The following is an 18,349-nucleotide window of genomic DNA, read 5'->3' as shown; positions in this document are numbered from 1 at the left end:
GTTGGAAAAGAAACGATATGCGCCAATCATTGCCGGCAATTATGCGGACCCGTCGATCATCCGGGTCGGCGAGGATTATTACATGACGCATTCCTCCTACAAGCTGACGCCCGGGCTCGTTATCTGGCATTCGCGCGATTTGCTCAATTGGAGCCGAGTTGGGGCTGCGCTGCCCCACTACGAGGGGAATGTGTGGGCGCCGGATTTCGTAGCGCATAACGGGATGTATTATATTTATTATCCGGCTGGGCGGACGAACTGGGTCGTTACCGCATCCAGTCCGGCGGGACCGTGGAGCAAACCGATCAATCTGGGGATCAAGGGAATTGATCCAGGGCATACGGCAGGACCGGACGGGAAGCGTTATTTGCATATGTCAGGCGGTGATTTTGTAGAGCTTACGGCGGACGGACTCGCGATCGCGGGTGAAGTCAGACATGTGTATAACGGCTGGCGGTATCCGGACGATTGGGTCGTGGAGGCGTACAGCCTGGAGGGGCCGAAAATTACCGTTCATGATGGTTATTACTATCTGACGGCAGCCGTCGGAGGGACGGCCGGTCCGCCTACAAGCCATATGGCCGTATCGTCAAGATCCAGAACGCCATGGGGGCCCTGGGAACACTCTCCGTACAACCCGATTATCCATACGGAATCCAGGGATGAACGCTGGTGGTCCAAAGGACACGCCTCGTTGATCGACTCGCCGGATGGCCAGTGGTGGATGGTCTACCATGCTTATGCCAATGGGTTCCATTCACTGGGCAGACAGACCTTGCTTGAACCGATCGAATGGACTTCCGATGGATGGTTTCGTGCTGCAGGAGGCCGTGAGAGTCTTATTGACCAGTACGATCGGCCGCATGATGAAGGAGAAACCAATGCTGGGAATCAAGGAGCCTCATTCAGGGATCCCTTTGACGGTCCTGAGCTGGGGTTGCACTGGCAGTGCGAAGGCGTGGAGCCTTCTGCACGGTTCCGTTCGGGGAATCATGAATTGGTAGCCGAGGCCGCCTCCGAGGAGGAAAAATCTTCTCCGCTGCTCTATATGGCGGGCCATAAGCGTTATTCAGCAGAGGTTGAGATCATCGTGGAGGGTCCGGCAGAAGGCCGCCTGCTCCTCTATTATAACGATGCGGCATATCTTGGTATGGGAGTCAACGAGCATGGAGTGAGGCATTTCCGGTCATTCAAGGGCTACGGCACGATGCAGAACCATACTCGCAGGGCTTTTTTGCGGTTGGTTAACGATGCGCATATCGTTTCATTCTATTACAGCTTCGATGGGGTGGAATGGATCCGGTATGACAAAGTGGCAGATGTTTCAGGATTCCATCACAACACGTTTGGCGGGTTTCAGAGCCTCCGCATCGGACTGGATGCCGTCGGCAAAGGCACGGTGATTTTTCGGGAGTTTTCATATAACGTCATCATCAGCTGAAAGAAGGGATAGGCCATGACAAAGGGATTAGAGAACATTCTGGAGGGGGGCGACAGGCTGTTTGAAGGTTTCTTCGAATGGCTCGAAGGACAGTATGACGCTGCTTCCGGCGGTTTTTATTACGCCCGCAGTTCCAGGGATGCCGATGCGTTCACGACGGACATCGAATCGACGGCACAAGCGTTGGGCATTATCGAGCGCTGCGGACTTCAGCAAAGGCTGACCGATGACATCAAGGCGGATCTTGTGCGTTTTTTCCAGTCCAAGCAAGACCCTGGGACGGGGTATTTCTATGATGCTGATCCCAAGATGAGAAAAGACGATGTGATGGTGGGCCGTGCACTTGGCTACAGCGTAGGAGCACTCCGAACGTTGGGCGCAGCCCCATTGCATCCGCTGCCGGGTAATCGGAATATGGCTCCGGCATACTGCCGCGCTCCTGAGGCTTATGCGGAGTGGCTGCGTTCCATCAGTCTTGCGAACAGCTGGCGCGGCTGCGACCGGCTGTGTAACTCAGCACCCTATTTATCCCAAATGCCGCAGGATGAGAGGGAGCCGTTTTTACGTGAGGCGCTGTCGTATTTTGAGAGCATACAAGATCCGGAGACGGGGCTGTGGGGCGAAGGCACGCCTTATGTCCGAATATCGGGAACCTTCAAGCTGTTGACGTTCTATAACCGGTTTCAGGCTCCACTGCCGCGGACGCCGGAAATATACCGGTCCCTGCTGCACGCTTTGCGGAGCGAGAAGGCCGTTGACATGTGTTATATTCGGAACCCGATCAGCCTTCTGACCTCGATGAAGCTGCGGATTCCGGAAGAGGACGTTCTGGAGATCGCGGAAATCACCTTGCGGAATATGGCGCGGCTCAAGCGGGCGGACGGCGGCTATTCCAGGGAAATCGATCACTCCCCGCCGGCACCGAATGTGGCTCAAGTGAAGCAAGGTGAGTATTATCCTGACATGCCGGAGGCGGTTCCACTGGGCAAGGGTGAGATTGAAGGGGATATGAATGCGGGAACACAGGCGATTCTTATCCGCTATACGCTGCATGAGCTCGGGGGGCTGCAGGGACGAAAGCTGGATATTGCGGATTCTGTGTTCTCATCTCTACGAGCAGGTACGGGCAGATGATCTATGAGCCAGGACCTCTAGATGTATTGGATCAGTCAGCCGGGATGACGCTCTGAATTTTTATGACTTGGATAATAGGAATACATAGGCCCTTCGGCGAAGAAGTATGAAGGTTTTTTTATTTAATGAATCGATGAACACGTAAATTCGGTACTTGGATTAGCAGAGGAGGAGGAGGAGCATGGCGCAAATCGGCGTTTGGGAACAAGCGGAGCCTGGGGTGACAAGGAAGGTGTTTCAACCCGGAACGGGGCTGATGATGATGGAGGTGCTTTTTGAAGAAGGGGCGGAAGGTGCACTGCATAGTCATCCCCATGAGCAGATGAGCTACTGCCTGAAGGGTGCCATCGAATTTTATATCAACGGTGAGACGACCCTGGTGCGGCAGGGAGATACCATCGTCATTCCCGGCGGGGCGGAGCATGGGGTAAAAGCTCTGGAACCTTCCGCTCTTTTGGATACGTTTACACCGCTGAGACTGGATTTGCTTGGTCTCTGAGTGCCTAAAGCTGAAAGAAATGTTGAAGAAATGAATGGATAGACGACTGGATATGAAGACAGAAAGGAATGGATATGATGAAACTTTGGGAACAGGATATTCCAGGACATGAATCGGTGGAAGAGAAGTTCATACCCTACATGACACCTTATCTATTACAAAATGAAACCCCTCACGGAGCCGTGCTTGTGCTTCCGGGGGGCGGGTACGAGCGGCGCGCGGATCATGAGGGTGATCCGATTGCCATGTGGCTGAATTCAATTGGGCTATCCGCCTTTGTCGTTCATTACCGTGTGGCCCCTTATCGCCATCCCTATCCGCTGGGCGATGCCCAGCGTGCAGTCCGGCTTGTAAGGCATCACGCCAAGGAGTGGAACGTCGATCCGGATCGTATCGGAATCCTTGGGTTCTCAGCAGGCGGACATCTCGCGGCGAGCGCCAGCACTCATTTCGACGAAGGAAACCCGGAGGCCGTGGATGCTGTGGACCGGCAGAGCTCCCGCCCGAACGCTTCCATCCTGTGTTACCCGGTCATTTCTTTTAAGGATTATTACCATGAGGGCTCCATGACCAGGCTGTTGGGAGAGAACCCGCCGGAAGAGTTGAGAAATGCGTTGTCGCTTGAGCTTGCGGTGAAACCGGAGACCCCTCCTTCCTTTCTATGGCATACCGCTGACGACGGCGCGGTTCCCGTTGAGAACAGCCTTATGTATGCCAAAGCGTTAAGCAAGCAGCGCATCCCGTTTGAGCTTCATGTTTTTCCGGAGGGCCGGCATGGTCTTGGTCTTGCGGAAGAAGATGCCAGTGTTTCGCAATGGACGGGCCTGTGCGCGGGCTGGCTGCAGAAGATCGGATTCCTGTCGCAAGCGGTCGTGCAGGGAAGGTAGGACTGAGCAGCATAACTTGAGAACTCATGCAAAAAACAAGCTCATCTGAAAAATTCAGATGAGCTTGTTCGCATAACCTAAAGATCAGGACCGGCCTCTAATCTCCTGTCGGAGGAACAGGACGTAAGAGATGGCGAAGCAGATCAGCGTGGCTGCGGTCAGTCCGGTAATTTGCGGCCAGACGAGCAGCAGGCTTTGACCAAACGGCAGCGGACTAGCAATGGCACCGTACACCTGCTCCTGCGTGAGCGGTCCGAGATTGCGGATGGACGGCATCAGCAGAGTGCTCGTTGCCTCATTAAACAGGGTATATGGCGACAGCCGGCCAAGCCAGAGCATCAGATTCTGATAGTTCATGACATCATGGGCCGTGGCTGAGGCGGAGTCCGGAGCCAATCCCCGTGCCAGCAATTGCAGGATCATATCAAAAAAGAAGCTGAAGAACAGCCAGACCGCAATGCTTGACAGGGCGGAAGTCGCCGGCTGGCGGAATCTTACGGAGAACATAATGGACAGATTCAGCCAGAAGCCAACGTAAAAAATGGTCACGACCAGAAAGCTGATGGTTCTCAAAAATTCCTCGAAGGTTGGCGGTATGCCGATAATCAGGGTGCCCAGCGCCATGGTCAGCAGCCCGAGCGTGATAAACATGATGCTGATCACGATCAGGGAAGCGGCGAACTTCGCATTGAGCAGGTCGTCGCGGTGAATCGGCTGGGCCATGATTCGGCTGAGCGTCCCTTTGTTCCGTTCACTGTTGATGGCATCAAAGCCCATGCCGATTCCGAGCAATGGACCTAAGAAACCAACAAATCCGATGAAGGTCGGAAGGGTTCCGTCCGAGAGGGTGAACAGCTTCAGGATGACAAAATCATCAACCCCGTTCTCCGAGCCGAGAGCTTCCCGGATGCTGTTCATAGCCGTATAAAGCGAAGCCACGCAGGTTAAGGCAATGATGCCCAGCAGTAATATGAAGCGCCAGCTCCGGATATGGTCCGCGATCTCTTTGCGGACCAGCACGCCGAAAGCTGAAGGCGTGGTCGATTTGACTGATTCTCCTGTCGCTGATTGACCGGGCGTGTTGGTTCGGTTGGAAAATGTTTTTTTGATGTTTTCAGAGTAGGACTGCAGCCGGCGGCCAATGTCAGCCAGCTTATCCTGTACGCTCGGCGCTCTTCGCTCTGCCATGCTCATCACCTCCTGCAAAATAACGGTGGTAGATTTCATCCAAACCGTACTGCTGGCGGTTCAGCGAGAACAGCTGGACACCTGCATTCACAACCGCTCGGGCAATTTCAGGGCTGCAATCCCTATCGGCCCGGATCAGAACCTTAGCTGGAAGGTCTCTGATCCGGGTGACCGCATGCTCAGCCGGATCGCTTTCGACAGCCGGAACCTCGATCAGGTGAACCCCTTCGATGGCGCTGATCTCATCACGCAATTCGGGCCGCAGCTCATCCAGCTCCACCGTGATCATAATCGGATCATCGGCGAACAGGGTCCGGGACAGCCCCTCGACATCCCCTTCGGCGAGAAGCCGTCCCCGCACAAACAGGCCGACGCGGTCGCAAATCTGCTGAACCTGGTGCAGCTGGTGGGACGATAGCAGTACGGTAAGGCCCTGCTCACGGCTTAGCTTCCGTATCAAACGCAGCAGCTCCTCCATTCCTGTTGGATCGATGCCCAAGGTCGGTTCATCGAGGATGATAATCTCCGGGGATTTCATCAAGACGTCCGCGAGTCCGAGCCGCTGTCGCATCCCGCGGGAATAGGCTCCTGTCTTCTTATGGGCTGCCTGCGTGAGCCCGACTTGCTCCAACAGCTCCAGTGCCCTTTCCCGGGCTTGGGAATCGGGGATTCGATTCAGCCGGGCCGTTAGCATCAGGTTCTCCAATCCGGTTCGGTCCTCGTAAAAGCCGACGTCATCAGGCAGGTATCCGACCCGCCGCTTGACCGGGATCGGTTCTCTTGTCGGATTGAGGCCGAGCACGTTAATGGTTCCTGAATCCGGTTCGCTGAGTCCGAGCAGCATCAGGATCGTGGTGGACTTGCCCGCACCGTTCGGGCCGAGCAGACCGAAGATCTCGCCGCGTTTAATTTGGAGGGATAAACGGTCTACCGCCTTCGTTTCGCTGTAACTCTTCGTTAATTCGTGAATGTCAATGACCGTATCCATCAAGGTTATCTCCTTCCGTATTTACGAATGAGAACATAGATGCCTCCCAGAATAGCAACAATGACAAGCACGCCGATCCAGCCCCACAGCATGGAGCCTTTGACGGCAACGCGGAATTGGGCGTCGGAACTTGCTTCAGCCGCGGCGGCCTTCAGGTTGGTGACATAATCACCCGCAATGGCTTTGTCGCTTGACGTCAGTTTGGCCTCAACCGTTGTGGATTTGCCTGCGGGCAGATTTTCGATCGTTTTCGGGTTGAAGCTTACTTCCCAGTCCACCGGCGTATCGGAGCTAAGATTAATATCCGAGAGAGGTGCGGTCCCCGTATTCTTGACCAGCAGCTCAATGGTTTTGCTGCCGCCCGCATTGACGTTTGTACTGAGCAATCCGCTTGGTGTTGTAAGCTCCAGCCCATAAGATCCCGTAATGACGGCTTCCAGCGCAAGCTCGGAGGATGTCGATGAATTGGAGGCGCGGATCGGAATAGAGAAGGAGCCTTCCGTCACTTCGGCAGGCGGTTTGATATCGACGGTGATAGATTGGCTTGCACCCGCTTCGATTTCGACGGAGGATACCTGCTTGCCGCCTGAGGTGAATGTAACGTTCCAACCCGCCTGGGCATCGGCCTGGAGGGCATAGTTTTGCTTATTGGCGGTTCGGTTTTGCAGATTCACCGTGTAGGTAAACGTGGAGTCGGCATGCCCCTCCAGGTTGGCCTGATCGGTTGTGAGCTCGGTTTGATAGGTTCCTTTTTCCGTGATATCCACGGTTAATGGCAGACTGGCCATGGATCCCGCCGTTACTTGAAACCGGTAGGAGCCTTTATCTACTTTGAGCGGTACGGTAACCTCCAAGGACACCGATTCCGATTCGCCCGGCTTCACGGACACTTCTTTCAGCTGCCAGCCTCCGCCGTTAAGCTTGGTGCTCCAGCCGCTCGGCAGGCTGTTGATTTGGAGCGGGACCGTAATGACGCCGCTCGTATTGTTTTTGACTTCAAGGGGATAATTGATGACTTCCCCCGGTGGAACGGAAATCGAGGTGTAAGGTGTATACAAGGTGATTTCCCCGGCGGCGAACGCGGTATTTCCTCCACTTAACAAGTAAGTACCCAGGATGAACAAGAGCAGCAGGTTCAGCTGCTTGGCTCTCTTTCTAAGCATTTTCATGACACTACCCCTCCTAATTTTATGGATTCATAATGAGTACGTTGGAAGCACCGGGTTTGGATTTATCGGAAAGATTAAAATTACCTAAAAAATTCATTAAAGGAAGCTGAAAAGTGCCTCGGTTTATTCAAAAGACAAGGAGCGTTTGCTAAAATATTGATCGAAAATGGCCGTGCGCAGGCAGGCCATCATGATGTATGAGAGGAGAACAGGTTAGGGGGAGTTCGGGGATGAACGATCATTCTGCGATGTGGCTGGAGGAGATTGCAGAAGGTTCGGCCACAGCGTTCCGGCGCTTCTATGATACCCATGCCCGCCTGGTTTACCGGCTGGCTTTGCAGATGACCAAGGATCCGGCCGAGGCGGAGGAACTATGCCAGGATATCTTTATGGAAGTGCTGCATAAGGCGGATCAGTATGATCCTGCACGCGGAAGCGTTGAGGCTTGGCTGGCCGTGAGAACACGGTGCAGGGCGATGGATCGGCTGCGCAAACGGCAGCGTATGGCTGAAGCCGAATGGATGGAAGAGGCTCTGCCGGAAACGACATGGGGCGAAGGTCAGGAATCGGTAGAGCTGGCCGCCTTGCGCCGGGTGGAGCTGGAGCAGGTAAAGGAGGCGCTTCAGGGGATTCCGCCCCTTCAGAGGATGGCGGTTTACGGGAGTTATGTCGAGCAGCGCTCCCACCGGGAAATGGCGGAATTGTTAAACCGGCCTGTCGGAACCGTTAAATCTTTAATCCGGTACGGCATTCACAATGTCAGGCGGCGGCTGGATGCGATGAGCGGGAAGGAAGGGGGGAGCTCGCAGCATGAAACATTCAAAGCAAGACCATGAGTTTCTCGCGCAAGACAACGTTGACTGCTCGTTATACCCCGAGGAAAAGCTTGTTGATTACGTTATGAAGCGATTGCCGTACGCGGAGAGCATGAATATCGAGCGACATCTTAAAGAATGTGAGATATGTTCCGGGACAGCGGCGGAATGGGCGAAGCTAATGGGGGCTGTAGAGCTATTCATGCCTTCTTATCCTGTCGATGAACATGGGTCACAGCTGGATCGAGGTTGTGATCATGGAGAACCGCTCGTCAGATCGACACAGCCGGCAGGCGCGGGAATGGCCATTGGTGAGTCAACGAATAAGAATAAATTCTCTGATGAACCTATGCCTCAAAGCCGGGTGCGCAGCAGGCTCATGCGTGCGGCTTATATACGGTCAATCCAAGGCCGACTCCGAATCAAAAAGCACGTTGTCCTGCAGGCGTTGTCGGGAGCGCTGCTCATTCTGTTGATTGCGGGTTTATTCATCATGAAGGGAAACGAGGGGCAGACTCATGCGGCCTTCGAACATGCGGTAAGCCAGCGCATTGCCGATATGCAAAGCGAGGATACCGAGCGGTATGTCATACAGCCGATTGAACCTTTCTACGGCAGCGGCTCAGTATGGTTGAAACGCGGCTCGGGAGAAATGCTGATCGTTGTCAATGGCCTGCATTCCTTGGAGGAGAAAGACTATCAGGTGTGGCTTCAGGATGAGGATCGGCTGTCGAGTGCGGGTTTTATGCTAGTACAGGGCCCGCAGGGAAAGAGCTATTATTACGGTTACGGAGCAGAGAAAGCGAAGCGGATTGTCGTCAGCATGGAGCCCAAAGGGGGTAGCCGGAGACCGACCGGGCCCGAAGCCGTTCTGGTGAATATGGGGCCTTGATGCCCAGATATACAGGTGAAATGCATGATCTGATCCAGGGGAACACCTTGTCTAAAAACAGGGAGTAAATGGAAGGCGGTGAATATGGGATGTGGCGCGCAGATGCTTTGCTGGAATCCATGTATAACGAAACAATGGGACGAACGAAAGACAGCCAGGTTTCCATGAGTGCTGAAGAGCGCAAAGGGCATTTGAAGCAGACGCTTCGGCAATTGATCGGCGAATTCGAAGCCAATGAAGGGCACAAACCTGTACTGCTTGAGCAGGAGCGATGTGACGGATATATTCGGGAGAGGGTAGAGCTATCCGCCATACCTGGCCTGTCCTTTGCGGCATATGTATTAATTCCGGAAGGGAATCAGATGAAGCCGATGCCGGCAGCCGTCGCTGTTCATGGTCATGGCTATGGAAGCAGGGAGATTGTTGGGCTGAGGCAGGACGGATCAAGCGATCCTGATACATCTGGTATACATCGGCATTTTGCTGTCCAGTTGGTACGACGAGGCATGGTGGTGATCGCTCCGGATGTTGCCGGTTTCGGTGAGCGGCGCCTTGATGCGGATCTCGCGCGGAATCCGGATGCCCCGAACTCCTGCCACCGACTGTCCACCGGGCTCATGATGCATGGCAAGACACTCGCCGGTCTCCGCGTAGCCGAGACGCTAAAGGCATTGGAGTACGTGGCCGAGCGTCCTGAGGTTCAGGCTGACCAAATCGGCATCATGGGCTTTTCGGGAGGCGGGCTAATCTCGTTCTTGAGCGCGGCGCTGGATGAACGAATACGGGCTGCCGTGCTTGCCGGGTACCCTAATACTTTCAAGGACAGCATTATGGCGATGCAGCACTGTGTATGCAATTACATCCCCGGCATCCTGAACCATGCCGAGCTGCCGGAATGGTTGGGACTGATCTGTCCCAGGCCCTTGTTTCTGGAGTCTGGAACCCATGATCGGATATTTCCTGCTGCCGGCTTTGAAGCAGCAGCTCATGAGCTCAGGGAAATATATCGGCGCACCGGTGCCGAGGAGAGGCTGCGAACTGATCTGTTCCCCGGAGCACACGAAATTAGCGGCCGGTATTCGTACGACTGGTTGTTTGAACGGCTAAGCAGCCCGGACTTGTGAAGGCTATCTAGTTTACCTAGCCTCTGCTTATCAGTACTACGTGTGACAGGCCTTGCGCGTATGGACCGCAAGATTCATTAGTACAGGTAAATAAAAGAAAAAAGTGACTCCCAAATCATCAGGAGTCACTTTTTTATATGTTAGCATGGTTGCCGCTTTATCGTATTTTGTTTACTTCAAGCCAGCCTGCCAATCTTGGATCAGGGAGTCAGCATCGGTATTCAATGCCGTTTTGGCTTGGTCACTGACGTTACGCCCCATCGCCTCCTTGTTCAGGTGCTTGGTGAAATTCAGCATATGCTTGACGGTCTGATCCTGTCTTCCCCTATCCAGATGATGTTGTACCTGGTTAAGTGCGTTGGTCAGCTGAGGAATGATCGCCCCGCGAACATCTCCTGAATCCACGAATCGGGCGATTAATTGTTTCATAGAATGCACGCTCGTGATGACTTGGAACTGGATTGTTTTCTGAAGCTTGTTACCGGAGCGGTCTTCAGTCGTAACGGTTGCCGTTATGTCGCCCAAATTCCCGGCCAGATCGATGTCGATGGCATCCTTGGTCAATGGATCCAGCGTATAAGCTTTGCCGTTGATGGTTATTTCGGCAAATCGAATGGCGGAAGTGTCCATGATTTTGAAGCTGAGGACCATGTAATCCTCCAAAGAATCGCCATCTTCCAAGCTCTTTCCATTGGCGGTCAGAGAGAAGGAGGGAGAATCGGTAACCTCGATGGTGACTCCCTGCGAAACATTCCCGGACCGATCAACGGACCTGATGAAGAGCGAGTAATCCTTGCCCGCCTCGATTCCCCGTATCACTGCTGTTTGAATTCCCCGATTCACCTCGATGACGTCGCCGACCTGCTGTCCATCGCTCCGCAGCGTAATTTGCACTTTTTGAGCATCGATATCATAGGGACCATCCCAAGACAGTGTAATGCTGCCCTCGCCGCGCTTCGCCTGAACATTCTCTACCTCCCCGGGAGCAATATGGTCCTCTTCAGGTATAGGAGGAGGAGGAGTCTCTGTAAATACGGCCGGATCGCCAAATGTGAATTTATCAAAGTTATATAACCAGTCTCCGCCTTTAAAAGACAGGAATACAATATGTTTTCCCGTTACAGGGGCAGTTACATCCGTCGAGAAAACTTTGAAATTCTGCCAACCTCCGGTCCCTGAGACGGTGGCTGTTGCAATGACCGGACCGCCCAGACTGTCCAGTCTGACCTCGACCGTCCCGCCAGCAGTGGCGCTGGCTGCGTTGACATGGAATTGCGTAGGGCTTTCGCTGCCAAAATCGATATAGTTGTACATGGCATAAGGGTTATTCGGACCAAACATCCCGGCCAGGTAAGTTTCCCCGCCGCCGGTTTCTCTGCCGAAGCCTACCCCGTTCGTATAGTTTTCAGCTTCCAGCTTGTCGGAAGCATCCCTTGTTTTTCCTTTCATGGTGGTAAAGGTGAACCACTCCAGATTGAGAGGATAGTCGCTGCCGTTTGCTCCCTTGAAAACCAGGTATACGTCATGAACGCCTACAGCCAAGCTGTCATCGATATTCGCCATGATATCGACCCAGTTATCCCAGCTTCCCAGCGCCGGAATTGGAACGACACCTGCGGTAGGTCCATCCAGACTGTCCAATTTAACCTCGATCGTGCCGCCTTGATTTCCGCTCGCCACATGAACAGTGATACCAGCCGCGCCGGATCCAAAATCAATTCCTTCATAAGAGGCATAGGCATTGTGATGGATTCCGTCCAAATATCCGAACTCGGCATGTTTGCTAAGTCCTTCGCTGCTGTCATAATTTCCGGCCTTCAGTTTGGCATAGGCGTCAGTTTCCGTCGGATCCGTGGTCGTAAATTGAATCCAGTTTAAATTGAATAGATAATCGTCATTCGTCTTGGTGAAGACAAGATACAGATCATGGACGCCAGTAATGGTGCTTGGCGCTCCTTGGTCATCCTTAAGGAGGGTGACGGCATCGATATAATGATTCCAGTCGCCCGTTCCCTCTACGTTCAACGTCCCGACTTTGGGGCCGTCCTTGGAATCAAGCCGGATCTCGATGTTACCTCCGCCCGTTCCGCTGGACGCTCTGGCAATGAAGCCGATCGCGCCTTCTGATCCGAAATCCACATTTTTGTAAGCGGCATAAGAGCCATGCTGGATCCCGCCTAATTGCAGCGAGCCTTCGAATGCCCCTTCCAGAACGAATCCGGTCCCGATATTGTAGCGTTCCGCTTCGATTTTCTCGAAGGGGTTTTTAACGGCATAACGAAGCTCCGCTTCCATCGGCTTGATCACGTTTAAAGCTTGAACGGCAGCGGCTGAAGACCAGGATTCATAAGTTCCGGACAGCAGCTGTCCCGCCCAGTTTCCATCCACGATATGATCCGCATTGCGGTGGCTCCAGGCCATCTCGACATTGAATGCAAGCCATTCGTCGAATTCAGCGCTGAATTCCGGGTATTGGCCGGTTTCATCCAGCGTCTTTTGCAGATGGGCCAGATTTCGCATCAGGATCGTTTTGCCGCCTTTCAGATCTCCGTTAGGTCCTTCGTAATTCAACACCCCGTTTGAATCCACCAGATGGTTTTTGGTGAATTTAGCGGCCTTGACCGCGTCATCGAGGTAAACGGCATTTCCGGTCGCTTTATACAATCCAACGGCCGACCCGATGTATGTACCCTGGTTGTAGTGGGTAGCATCCGGAACCGCGCCATGCTCAATTTCGATCCGGTCGAACACTTTTCCATTTCCGTCCGTCAGCATCGTTTTGCCCCATCTGAATATTTTGGTTGCCGCGTTCAGATAATGTTCATCTTTCGTAATATCATAAAGATAAAGTGCAGCTTGCGCCGCCGGGAAATTAATGCATGCATTTTTGGTATTATGCTCGCTGTTCAGCCACCAAATGCCGCCGCTTGCGAACTCTTCATCCCACTGCGTATCGTACACGAAATCAAAATGATCTCTTGCGGCCTCCAAATATCTTGGATTCCCGGTGATTTGATAGGCTCTGGCGCTTCCCATCGCCCACCACATAATATCGTCATTGAACGGGTTATTCGTCCAATCTTGGCCGTACTTCGCAACGGTACCGTCATACACATCGTCGATCTGCGTTTTAAGCTCGGCTTTCAAGGCGGGATCGGATGTATGCTGATACGCATCCATGACCAATTCCCACAGCTCTGCTTCCACCCAGAAGTCCTGATGTTTTTCGCGCTTGGAGTCCTTCCAGAACATCTTGGCGTTTGAATCCCAGAATGTATCGTTAAATGCTCTCATCGCTGTATCCCCATCCGATGCGGTATAGGCGTAGGCCTTGGACGACCCGATGCCGGGCATGGAGCCGAGCATGAGCGCGATAGCCAGAGGCACCGCCAGAAACTTGAATAGTTGACCTGATCTGAGTGACATGAATGTTCCTCCTTTATTTTCAAATCGAAGCCGATCCATTCCATTCATGATCGGCTTCATGAGTTTAGAGCCGATCCATTCCATTCATGATCGGCTTCATGAGTTTAGCGATACCCGGTTACTATCTACTTGCCGGTCGTAATCACTTTATTGATTTTTTCGGCCATCACATCCAGTTCGGTGATCGGGGCTTTGCCCATCAGAATGTTTTTCCATGATGCTTCGATGAACGGGTACGCTTTGCCTGCCCATGTTGACAGGAAGCGAACCGGCTGCGTATTCTGGGATTTCAGGATATGATCAAGGCCTTCGCCCACTTCAGGATGTCCGGCCGTTTTCAGCGCTTCGTAATAAGCAGCGGAAGAGGCTTGATAGGCTGCAGGAGCCACCGGAGTTGAAGGGAGGACTTCCTCGTACATTTTGGAATCCAGGTACTTGAGCACTTTCCAGACCGCTTCCGGATTTTTGAGCGTTGCCGGACTGGACCAGCCTACGGCGTCATAAATCTCGGTCTGGCTGTTTACGACCGGCATCGGGACGTAGCCCCATTCCAATTCTTTCGGAGCCGTACGGATCAAATCATCCGCTACCCACTGCCCCTGCAGGGTCATCGGGACTTTACCTTGTTTGAATGAACTCATAGCATTGGTTAAGTCAAAGGTCGGGGGATTCATATAACCATTTGCAATGGCTGACTTATATTTCTCGACGCCTTCCGTGAACGGGTCGCTGATTTCCACCTTCGTTGGATTGATGATGGCATCAGCGAAGGGAGCGCCGCCGGCGGAAACCGAATAGAGAGAGACGTGGAAAGGGTCAAGGGGGGCGTAATAACCGAATTGCTGCACACCGCCCTGATTGCTCGAAAGTTTCTCCATCGCCGTGAAGAATTCATCGTAGGTCCAGCCGATTTTCGGTTCCGGGAGGCCTGCATCCTGGAATGATTTTTTATTGTAAAAAATGCCGTAGGTGTTCAAGAGTCCAGGCAATCCGACCAACTTGCCTTCATAGTACCAGCTGTCTACCACGCCGTCGTAAAAGCCCTCCATGAACGCTTTGTCCTGTGTTGCAAGCTCCGTCCAGTCATAGAGAAGTCCTTTGCCGGCATTATCGAGCAGCATGTCGTTTCCGGTCATGAAGATGTCAGGCGCTTTCTTCGCCGTGATCATTCCGTTAATCTTGACACCGTAATTGTCCAATGGAGTAGGGATGAGTTTCACTTTGATGTCGGGGTTTTCCTCTTCGAATTTTTTCATGGAGGCCATGATTTTTTCGTTCATGGCCGCCGACTCCCAGGTAATCATCGTGACTTCGACGGGTTTCTTGGACCCGGCGTTATCTTCCCCGGATGGCGTGTTCCCGGGGCTCGCCGTACCGGAACCTCCGCCGCTGTTGCCGCCGCAAGCGGCCAGCAGACTTGAAAATAGCAGTAAAGCGATGATTCCGCTGGCCCACCTTCTAACACCCTGTCTCATTGAAAGACCTCCCCAATGGTAATTTAATGAACTGAACATCCCATGTTTTTTACTTCAGTCAAGCAAGAATCGGCATCACCTCCCATACGGTCGGAAGTTTTACTTTAAACCCGCGGAATTCATGGAGCCCAGCCCCTGCATAAAAAACTTCTGGCCAAAGAAGAAGAGCAGCAGCATCGGCAGAATATAAATTAAATCCGCGGCCATAAACAGATTCCAGGCTGTCGCATAGGTGCCCGTATAGGTAGCCATCGCCAGTGACAACGTCCATTTGCTTGGATCGATAATATAGAGCAGGGGCTCCAAATATTGATTCCACGCCCCTTGGAATGCAAAGATCACCATGGTCATGATGACCGGCATGGACATAGGCACCAGCACCTTGAGCAGCACATAAAGGTCAGATGCCCCGTCGATTTTGGCAGCCTCGTCAAATGAAACGGAGATCGTTCTGATATACTGCACAAACAGGAACGAGAACGTGGCGTTTCCAAAAAAGGCGGGCACGATGATCGGCAGCCAGGAATCGTACCATCCGATGCTGGTGTACAGGTTAAACATCGGGATCATGCCAACGAATCCGGGAAGCATGAGGCTCCCTACAAAAAGCGAGAACCACAGTTTACGTCCCGGGAACTTCAGCCGTGCGAGACCGTAGCCCACCAGCACCGAGCTTATAATCTGCCCGATCGTGCAGGTAATCGCGATAAACAGGGAGTTGCCAAACGTTTGCCAAAAGTTGATTTCCTTCGTACCGGTTACAAAATTGGACCAATGAAATTCCCGAGGAAACCATTCGGGCGGAATCTTGAACACATCATTGTTACTCTTCAGCGCAATCGTAACCATCCAGAAGAGGGGAAACAGCATCGCAATGGCGCCGATAGCCAATAAGACAAAACGAAAGGCGTCTGTCCAGTTCAACCGTACTCTTCGCTTAACGCGTATGTCCGCTGCATTCAGATTTCCTCGTTGTTTGGGCCGTACTTCCGCTTGCATCACTTCTTACCCCCTTATTTATCGCTTTCGTAATAAACGAACCGGTTGGAGTACCGGTAGGATATAACGGTAAAAATCATGATGATGACGAACAGCACCCACACCTCCGCAATGGCATAGCCAAACATTCTTCCATTGAAGGCGTCGGTATAGATTTTGTAATTCAGCAGGGAGGTGGAAAAGTTCGGGCCGCCCCCGGTCAGCACCTGAACCTGGTTAAACGCCTGGAATGCGCCGATGATGCCGAGGATAAGCTGCAGGAACAGGATCGGAGTGATCATGGGCAGCGTAATGTTTAGCGACATCCGCCACCGGGAGGCTCCGTCGACTTCCGCCGCTTCATACATTTCCTGGGGCACCGACTGCAGACCGCTCAGAAAAATGATGACACTGGATCCGACCTGCCATAAACCGATTAACACGATGGATGGAAGCGCTGTCGTTTCGCTGGTTAACCAAGTGCCAGGCGGCAGACCGAACTCTCTTAGCAGTGAATTTGCCAGACCGTATTGCGGCTCATAAATAAATTGCCACAACGTAAGCGTGGCGATGGAGGGAACGACGACGGGCAGATAAAAGATCGTCCGGAACCATTTGATGCCAGTTAAGTTTTTGTTCAGCATCATGGCCAACAACAAGCCTAGGATCAGCGATAAAGGAACACTCAGGATTACGAAGTAAAACGTCGCCCGGATCGAAGGCCAAAAAGCAGGATCCTCGGTGAACAGGTATCTAAAGTTCTCAAAGCCGACAAAACGGGGAGAATCGTACCCGCTCCATTCTGTTAAGGCGTAATACATGGACGACAACAGGGGGTAGGCGACAAAAACGCTGAAGCCGATAATGGATGGTAAAATGAACAAATATCCGATGACCCAGCCGCGAAGCTTCCTATTGGTTCCCATGGTGATCCCGACGACCTCCTCCGATACCATTTGCTTTGACCCGAATGCCGCAGTAATCCATCATCAGCTCGCAAAACATCATGTTAGCCCAGGAAAACCATGGGCGGGTATAACGGGTTGGGTCATCGACCAGAAATCCTTCATGCATCATGCCGGTGCCTGCATCGGTCTCCGCCATCAGCCGTAACAGTCGAAGTTTCTCTTCCCGATCGGTAGTCGTCAAGCCTTGAATCGCCAGCGCAATCGGCCAGATATAACGATCAGGCGTATGGGGGCTTCCAACACCCGCAGCAGCAGTGCCCTGATAATAGTACGGATTGGCGTGGCTCAGCACGAATCTGCGGGTATTCTGATAGACCGGGTCATCAGCGCTTGTATAGCCCAAATACGGAATGGACAAAAGGCTGGGAACATTGGCATCATCCATCAGCAGATGGTTTCCCTTCCCGTCCGTTTCATAGGCATAAATGTTGCCGTATTCGGGATGATGGACCACGCCGTACGACTCGATGCCATGACGGATCTCATCGGCTAGTTTCTCCGCCTCCGCTTCCAATTCGGAATCGCGCAGGACATCACGGCAAATCTCCGCCAGATAACCAAGCACAACGACAGCGAACATATTGGACGGTATGAGGTATCCGTAGGCGCAGGCGTCGTCGCTCGGGCGGAAGCCGGACCAAGTCATTCCCGTGTAAGCCACCTCCGCACCTTTGCCGCCGCGCGGCAGCGTGTCGCTTGGAGGACAATCGAAGCGTTCGAAGAAATAAGGCGAGTCGGTTTCATGATGCTGCTCGGTTCGCCAGATGTCCAGAATGACCCTGGCGGCTGAATGGAACGTTTGATCCAGATGCGAGGTCCTGCCGGTTTCTTTCCATAACAGGTAAGCTAGCTGGAGGGGATAACATAACGAATCGATCTCATATTTGCGCTCCCATAGCCATGGATTCATGGCGGTACGGTCGTTCTGATGGCCTTGACCGGAAGGCGAATCATTGAATGCATTGGCGTATGGATCAAGCAGGATGAATGCCGTTTGCCTGCGAACGAGCCCCTCGATCAAATCGGCCAGCTTGTCGTCTTCACCCGCCGGAACGAGGAAGGGGCGGATTTGGGCAGCCGAATCCCTCAGCCACATGGCCGGAATATCGCCGGTGATGACAAAGGTGGTACCGTCGGGCTGTCGTTGAATGGTCGAACTCAGCGTATTGTCCAGCATGTTTCTAAACATATGTCCGAGCTTCGGGTAAGCTGAGGTGCCTTCGATGATCGTGCGGTTCAAATCATGCAATACAGAAAAATAGTCCAACGTGTACATGGTAAGCTCTGCTCCCTTCATTCTTCAGGGTTGGGAATAACTTTGTAAGGTTATTATATAAAACGCTTACATTCAATATAATTACATAC

The 18,349-nt window shown here is 52.9% G+C and carries 15 protein-coding genes; 7 read left to right on the top strand and 8 right to left on the bottom strand.

Features of this window, described 5'->3' with window-relative positions:
* Window position 1: 1 nt before the first annotated feature.
* The 4 genes from M4D81_RS02630 (at window position 2) to M4D81_RS02615 (ending at window position 3,961) form a co-directional block, all read left to right on the top strand.
* Window positions 2-1,441 carry a family 43 glycosylhydrolase gene (locus M4D81_RS02630; RefSeq protein WP_397376653.1) on the top strand — a complete coding sequence of 480 codons (1,440 nt, stop codon included), beginning with the start codon at window positions 2-4 and terminating at the stop codon, window positions 1,439-1,441.
* Window positions 1,442-1,456: 15 nt separating this feature from the next.
* Window positions 1,457-2,575 (top strand): hypothetical protein, encoded by a 1,119-nt coding sequence (locus tag M4D81_RS02625; protein ID WP_260064342.1) that lies wholly within the window; start codon window positions 1,457-1,459, stop codon window positions 2,573-2,575.
* 181 nt (window positions 2,576-2,756) lie between these two features.
* Complete coding sequence (locus M4D81_RS02620; RefSeq protein WP_260064341.1) at window positions 2,757-3,074, top strand: cupin domain-containing protein; 318 nt, start codon at window positions 2,757-2,759, stop codon at window positions 3,072-3,074.
* Window positions 3,075-3,151: 77 nt separating this feature from the next.
* Window positions 3,152-3,961, top strand: coding sequence for an alpha/beta hydrolase (locus M4D81_RS02615; protein ID WP_071223060.1), 810 nt, complete (start codon window positions 3,152-3,154; stop codon window positions 3,959-3,961).
* Between the two features lie 84 nt (window positions 3,962-4,045).
* Here the strand turns inward: M4D81_RS02615 and M4D81_RS02610 are convergent, their stop codons facing one another.
* Genes M4D81_RS02610 through M4D81_RS02600 form a run of 3 tightly spaced genes read right to left on the bottom strand, consistent with a single transcriptional unit; the run spans window position 4,046 to window position 7,306 of the window.
* Window positions 4,046-5,149 (bottom strand): ABC transporter permease, encoded by a 1,104-nt coding sequence (locus M4D81_RS02610; RefSeq protein WP_260064340.1) that lies wholly within the window; start codon window positions 5,147-5,149, stop codon window positions 4,046-4,048.
* Complete coding sequence (locus M4D81_RS02605; protein WP_260064339.1) at window positions 5,115-6,137, bottom strand: ABC transporter ATP-binding protein; 1,023 nt, start codon at window positions 6,135-6,137, stop codon at window positions 5,115-5,117. The genes M4D81_RS02610 and M4D81_RS02605 overlap by 35 nt, the downstream gene beginning before the upstream one ends.
* Window positions 6,138-6,142: 5 nt before the next feature.
* Window positions 6,143-7,306: a COG1470 family protein gene (locus M4D81_RS02600; protein ID WP_260064338.1), complete on the bottom strand. Its 1,164-nt coding sequence runs from the start codon at window positions 7,304-7,306 to the stop codon at window positions 6,143-6,145.
* A gap of 230 nt (window positions 7,307-7,536) precedes the next feature.
* Between M4D81_RS02600 and M4D81_RS02595 the strand changes: the two genes are divergently transcribed.
* From M4D81_RS02595 to M4D81_RS02585, 3 genes are all read left to right on the top strand, one after another.
* A complete protein-coding gene (locus tag M4D81_RS02595) occupies window positions 7,537-8,142 on the top strand; it encodes an RNA polymerase sigma factor (protein WP_260064337.1) in 606 nt (201 codons plus the stop codon).
* Window positions 8,117-9,013 carry an anti-sigma factor gene (locus M4D81_RS02590; protein WP_260064336.1) on the top strand — a complete coding sequence of 299 codons (897 nt, stop codon included), beginning with the start codon at window positions 8,117-8,119 and terminating at the stop codon, window positions 9,011-9,013. Before M4D81_RS02595 ends, M4D81_RS02590 begins: the two co-directional genes overlap by 26 nt.
* An 89-nt stretch (window positions 9,014-9,102) precedes the next feature.
* The gene (locus tag M4D81_RS02585) at window positions 9,103-10,137 is read left to right on the top strand and encodes a dienelactone hydrolase family protein (RefSeq protein ID WP_260064335.1); all 1,035 of its coding nucleotides are present in this window, start codon (window positions 9,103-9,105) and stop codon (window positions 10,135-10,137) included.
* 171 nt (window positions 10,138-10,308) lie between these two features.
* Here M4D81_RS02585 and M4D81_RS02580 read toward each other — a convergent pair whose 3' ends face one another.
* The 5 genes from M4D81_RS02580 to M4D81_RS02560 form a co-directional block, all read right to left on the bottom strand.
* A complete protein-coding gene (locus M4D81_RS02580) occupies window positions 10,309-13,563 on the bottom strand; it encodes a carbohydrate-binding protein (RefSeq protein WP_260064333.1) in 3,255 nt (1,084 codons plus the stop codon).
* A 125-nt stretch (window positions 13,564-13,688) separates the two neighbouring features.
* Complete coding sequence (locus M4D81_RS02575) at window positions 13,689-15,038, bottom strand: ABC transporter substrate-binding protein (protein WP_260064332.1); 1,350 nt, start codon at window positions 15,036-15,038, stop codon at window positions 13,689-13,691.
* 99 nt (window positions 15,039-15,137) lie between these two features.
* A complete protein-coding gene (locus M4D81_RS02570) occupies window positions 15,138-16,037 on the bottom strand; it encodes a carbohydrate ABC transporter permease (RefSeq protein WP_260064331.1) in 900 nt (299 codons plus the stop codon).
* Window positions 16,038-16,051: 14 nt separating this feature from the next.
* Entirely contained in the window at window positions 16,052-16,942 is an 891-nt protein-coding gene (locus tag M4D81_RS02565) for a carbohydrate ABC transporter permease (RefSeq protein ID WP_071222856.1), read from the bottom strand.
* Window positions 16,929-18,260 carry a glycoside hydrolase family 125 protein gene (locus M4D81_RS02560; RefSeq protein ID WP_260064330.1) on the bottom strand — a complete coding sequence of 444 codons (1,332 nt, stop codon included), beginning with the start codon at window positions 18,258-18,260 and terminating at the stop codon, window positions 16,929-16,931. Before M4D81_RS02560 ends, M4D81_RS02565 begins: the two co-directional genes overlap by 14 nt.
* Between the last annotated feature and the right edge of the window lie 89 nt (window positions 18,261-18,349).

This window comes from Paenibacillus sp. p3-SID867, assembly GCF_025142895.1.
Lineage (GTDB): Bacteria > Bacillota > Bacilli > Paenibacillales > Paenibacillaceae > Paenibacillus_AQ.
This window is presented reverse-complemented; position numbering and strand designations above follow the sequence as displayed.

Bases quoted from the DNA above. Each gene is read 5' to 3' on its own strand.
- M4D81_RS02610 (WP_260064340.1), bottom strand. From the start codon at position 5,149: ATGGCAGAGCGAAGAGCGCCGAGCGTACAGGATAAGCTGGCTGACATT.
- M4D81_RS02625 (WP_260064342.1), top strand. From the start codon at position 1,457: ATGACAAAGGGATTAGAGAACATTCTGGAGGGGGGCGACAGGCTGTTT.
- M4D81_RS02580 (WP_260064333.1), bottom strand. From the start codon at position 13,563: ATGTCACTCAGATCAGGTCAACTATTCAAGTTTCTGGCGGTGCCTCTG.
- M4D81_RS02600 (WP_260064338.1), bottom strand. From the start codon at position 7,306: ATGAAAATGCTTAGAAAGAGAGCCAAGCAGCTGAACCTGCTGCTCTTG.
- M4D81_RS02565 (WP_071222856.1), bottom strand. From the start codon at position 16,942: ATGGGAACCAATAGGAAGCTTCGCGGCTGGGTCATCGGATATTTGTTC.
- M4D81_RS02575 (WP_260064332.1), bottom strand. From the start codon at position 15,038: ATGAGACAGGGTGTTAGAAGGTGGGCCAGCGGAATCATCGCTTTACTG.
- M4D81_RS02595 (WP_260064337.1), top strand. From the start codon at position 7,537: ATGAACGATCATTCTGCGATGTGGCTGGAGGAGATTGCAGAAGGTTCG.
- M4D81_RS02585 (WP_260064335.1), top strand. From the start codon at position 9,103: ATGTGGCGCGCAGATGCTTTGCTGGAATCCATGTATAACGAAACAATG.
- M4D81_RS02615 (WP_071223060.1), top strand. From the start codon at position 3,152: ATGAAACTTTGGGAACAGGATATTCCAGGACATGAATCGGTGGAAGAG.
- M4D81_RS02560 (WP_260064330.1), bottom strand. From the start codon at position 18,260: ATGTACACGTTGGACTATTTTTCTGTATTGCATGATTTGAACCGCACG.
- M4D81_RS02570 (WP_260064331.1), bottom strand. From the start codon at position 16,037: ATGCAAGCGGAAGTACGGCCCAAACAACGAGGAAATCTGAATGCAGCG.
- M4D81_RS02620 (WP_260064341.1), top strand. From the start codon at position 2,757: ATGGCGCAAATCGGCGTTTGGGAACAAGCGGAGCCTGGGGTGACAAGG.
- M4D81_RS02590 (WP_260064336.1), top strand. From the start codon at position 8,117: ATGAAACATTCAAAGCAAGACCATGAGTTTCTCGCGCAAGACAACGTT.
- M4D81_RS02605 (WP_260064339.1), bottom strand. From the start codon at position 6,137: ATGGATACGGTCATTGACATTCACGAATTAACGAAGAGTTACAGCGAA.